Here is a 3,596-nt window from a genome sequence, read left to right as displayed (position 1 = left end):
GGGTCGGGGCGCGTCGGGGGGAATAATGTACTCACCTCGAAGAGAGCATCGGTCGATGGGACAGGCTCTCGACTTGTACCAGTCTTTGCGCTCTGCCAAAGCATAGTTCCAGACCCGACGAGAGGTCTCTAACCATTCGTCATAGGTCTGTTGCTGCTGTTGGGTGGGCGCAAGCTTGTACTGATACGTGAGGTTAATCATCACCTAAAAACGGCATAACCTGTTTTTAGACTAGCAAAGATTGTTGAAATATGCAATCAAAAAGTCGCCCTAGAAGGCTTGCCCTGAGCTAAGTCGAAGGGGCGAGGCTCTAACCCCAAAATTTTCGGTAGACAGCTCGAGGTAGAAACCTCAACCTCGATTTTCCAATCACTGTTCGATCGCAGCTCGCCGATCGCAAGCCATAGAAAACGCCCCCGCTCGATCGCCCGTTTGTCACGAACGGGAGGGGGCGTGTTTTAACCGTTATATCTGGATATTTCGACCAACACGATCGAACCGAAACCCCGATCGAGCCTCGAGGCGTCCAGTTGAGAACAAGCGTTCTTTACGAGCTTACACAGTAAATCTGGTATCGACAACGATGATTTTCCGTATTTATACGGATGTCAGATGCAAGTGACATTTTCAGGAGAGCGCTCGAAGTGCTTTCTCCTGCGGTACTCGTTCGTCTTCCCGCAATAAGAAAATTTTATTTTCTGTATAATGTTTTAATATATCGAAAAAAAAGTTTGCATAACTTCATAAGAGTCCATACAATGGGGTTCAAGACATAAGTATATATGCTCACTTTAGATCGATGACACAGTTTCCTTGGCTCACCGCCATCCTCCTCCTGCCCCTCGTGGCGGTTGCAGCCGTCCCGATTTTGCCAGATAAAGGTGGTAAAACGCTACGTTGGTACACCTTGGGCGTGGGACTCGTCGATTTCGCCCTAATGCTCTATGCCTTCGGACGATTTTACGACTTTGACGACCCGAGTTTCCAGCTTGTCGAGCAAGTATCTTGGATTCCCCAACTCGGTTTGAACTGGTCGCTGGCAGTAGACGGACTTTCCGTTCCCTTGATCGTTCTCACCGGACTCGTCAACGTCTTGGCGATCGCCGCAGCTTGGAACGTCGATCGCAAACCTCGTCTTTTTTATAGTTTAATGCTCGTCTTGCTGAGCGCTCAAATCGGAGTGTTCGCCGCACGAGATACGCTACTGTTCTTCCTCATGTGGGAAGTCGAACTCGTTCCGGTGTACCTCCTCGTCTCCATTTGGGGCGGCGCCAAGCGTCTGTACGCAGCTACCAAATTTATTCTCTATACCGCACTAGCTTCTATCTTTATCCTCGTCGCCGCGCTAGCCATGGCCTTCTACGGCGACACCGTTACCTTCGACATGGCAGAACTGGGGGCCAAGCACTTCCCCGTCGCCTTCCAAATCTTCACCTATACGGGGCTGCTGATCGCTTTCGGCGTCAAACTTCCCATCTTTCCCCTACACACCTGGCTTCCCGACACCCACGGCGAAGCGTCCGCTCCCGTCTCCATGATTCTGGCTGGCGTGCTGCTGAAAATGGGCGGCTACGCACTCATCCGCCTCAACGTGGAAATGTTGCCCGACGCCCACATCTACTTCGCCCCGGCCTTAGTCGTGTTAGGTGTCGTCAACATCGTCTACGGGGCGCTGACAGCCTTTGCTCAAGACAACCTCAAGCGTCGCCTCGCCTATTCCTCCATTTCTCACATGGGCTTCGTCCTCATCGGTATCGCGTCCTTTACGGACGTGGGGATGAACGGAGCTGTGCTGCAAATGTTGTCTCACGGACTCATTGCGGCGATGCTCTTCTTCCTCGCCGGTGTCACCTACGAACGCACGCACACGCTTTCGATGGAGAAAATGGGCGGTTTAGCGAAAACGATGCCGAAAACCTTTGCTCTGTTCACGGCTGGCGCGATGGCCTCGCTGGCACTGCCCGGTATGAGCGGTTTCATCGGCGAACTGACGGTATTTATCGGTATCTCCTCGAGCGACGCTTACAGCAACACGTTCAAATTGGTGGTGGTACTGCTATCAGCCGTAGGCTTGATCGCGACGCCGATTTACCTGCTTTCGATGCTGCGCCGCGTATTTTACGGTAGCGAAACGGGAATCGAAGTCGATTCTTGGTTAGACGCCAAACCTCGGGAAATCGCCATCACCGCTTGTTTGTTGCTGCCGATTATCGGAATTGGCTTCTATCCGAAAATCGCCACGCAAACTTACGATGTCAAAACCACTGAAGTCGCCGCTGAAGTCCGAAATGCTTTACCGGTCTTCGCACAGCGACGCCAACAGAACCAACTGTTCTCGGGCGGTTTGTTCGCCCCGGAAACGGCCAACTCTCAAGGGTTGTTGAGTGTCACCGACTTAGGGAAAGGCGCGTAACTCGCGGGTTTCGGTTCCTAAATCTTTCTCTCGATGCAAGAATTGCCTCTCTCGGTCTTGAGGGAGGCATTTTTTAGTGGGCGATCGCCCGTCGCCCTTTGTACGGAATCCGAATTTCAAACACTGGTTTTACCAAGCCGGACAAGCCCCTCTATCCCCCCAACCCCCTCTTCTTTGGGGGGCTAAGGGGGGATGTGGCGAAGACTTCTTGAAACCTAGCTTATCGGAAAAGGATGGAGTATCAGTCGAATCAGCGATGTGAGATGGCGGGCGGAATTTTGGCAATAATCCGTTTTTTGAGAAGTTTGGGACGTTCCGACCAACGCAACAAGCCTTCGGGAGACTCGCAATAGCGATCGACGAATTCCAAGACGGAAGCGGAAATGCTGTCGAGTCCACTGTCGTCGGTGGTTAAGTCGCCGAAGAGATAGGTGTATTTTCCCGAAGCCGAAAGAGATACCGTACAACCGCGATCGCAAGCGTCCATACATTCGACAGGACACAAGGACAATCGGTCTTTTAACGGAGAACTGTCGGCGATCGCTCGCAACCGTTCGAAGAGTTTTTCACCGCCGCTTTTTCCGATGCGCCGGCCGTTTTCCCAAACGATACCGCAGGTCGTGCAGACGAACAGCGTCGGGTCTGCTGTCGAAAAATCCGTCATCTGTACCTCGCAGATGTGATGTTTATGTCGATTGCAAGCGGCGGGCATCCTGACTCAGAGGTTTCGACCTCAACACAGTTGCGGGACAGCGTCGGACTTTCACCGAACTTTCCCCCTTGCGTTTGACGGCTGTTCCCCGCCAAAACCGCTCAGTCTATCGATTCTATCACTAGGGTTTATGCGGCTCTTGGGATCTTACCCGGCAAAAAATCGCTGAAATCCTTACAGAGTAATAGTTTTCATTGAAACGTGTAAAAAGAACGCTCAAATTGCTTGCATCCTTTTCCAGAGGTCGGCTACAGGTATTTACCCGACACACCCAGGTCGGAAGAGCCGGAGATTAAAAAAACAGATTTTCCCGACAAAAATTGTTTCGATGTAAGTATTCAGGTGGGGGGGCTTGACAAGCGGGAAAAGAGGAGTAGCGTAGAGCCATGAAGAGCCGACTGCCGAAAATCCCCAAAGACCGAGAAGCCCTAGAAAAGCGGACCAAATCGGTTCTAGTCGAGATAGTGCTGC

Annotated in this window: 3 protein-coding genes and 1 riboswitch; of the genes, 1 reads left to right on the top strand and 2 read right to left on the bottom strand. The window is 51.9% G+C overall.

The annotated features are described in order from the left end of the window. Positions 1-201: helix-turn-helix domain-containing protein (locus POG22_RS09065; RefSeq protein ID WP_498904846.1), on the bottom strand; the 201-nt coding region annotated here is incomplete at its 3' end. Positions 202-799: 598 nt separating this feature from the next. Between POG22_RS09065 and POG22_RS09060 the strand changes: the two genes are divergently transcribed. Beyond that, positions 800-2,413 carry an NAD(P)H-quinone oxidoreductase subunit 4 gene (locus POG22_RS09060; protein WP_498904844.1) on the top strand — a complete coding sequence of 538 codons (1,614 nt, stop codon included), beginning with the start codon at positions 800-802 and terminating at the stop codon, positions 2,411-2,413. 250 nt (positions 2,414-2,663) lie between these two features. Here the strand turns inward: POG22_RS09060 and POG22_RS09055 are convergent, their stop codons facing one another. Next, positions 2,664-3,077 carry a DUF1636 domain-containing protein gene (locus POG22_RS09055; RefSeq protein WP_498904842.1) on the bottom strand — a complete coding sequence of 138 codons (414 nt, stop codon included), beginning with the start codon at positions 3,075-3,077 and terminating at the stop codon, positions 2,664-2,666. Positions 3,078-3,099: 22 nt separating this feature from the next. After that, positions 3,100-3,242: riboswitch (cobalamin riboswitch) on the bottom strand. Positions 3,243-3,596: the final 354 nt, after the last annotated feature.

Origin of the sequence: Geitlerinema sp. CS-897 (genome assembly GCF_028368005.1) — a bacterium.
Classification (GTDB): Bacteria; Cyanobacteriota; Cyanobacteriia; order Cyanobacteriales; family Geitlerinemataceae; genus Baaleninema; species Baaleninema simplex.
This window is presented reverse-complemented; position numbering and strand designations above follow the sequence as displayed.

What these genes read in the sequence shown, in the direction of transcription:
- POG22_RS09055 (WP_498904842.1), bottom strand. Translation starts at nt 3,077, where the DNA reads ATGACGGATTTTTCGACAGCAGACCCGACGCTGTTCGTCTGCACGACC.
- POG22_RS09060 (WP_498904844.1), top strand. Translation starts at nt 800, where the DNA reads ATGACACAGTTTCCTTGGCTCACCGCCATCCTCCTCCTGCCCCTCGTG.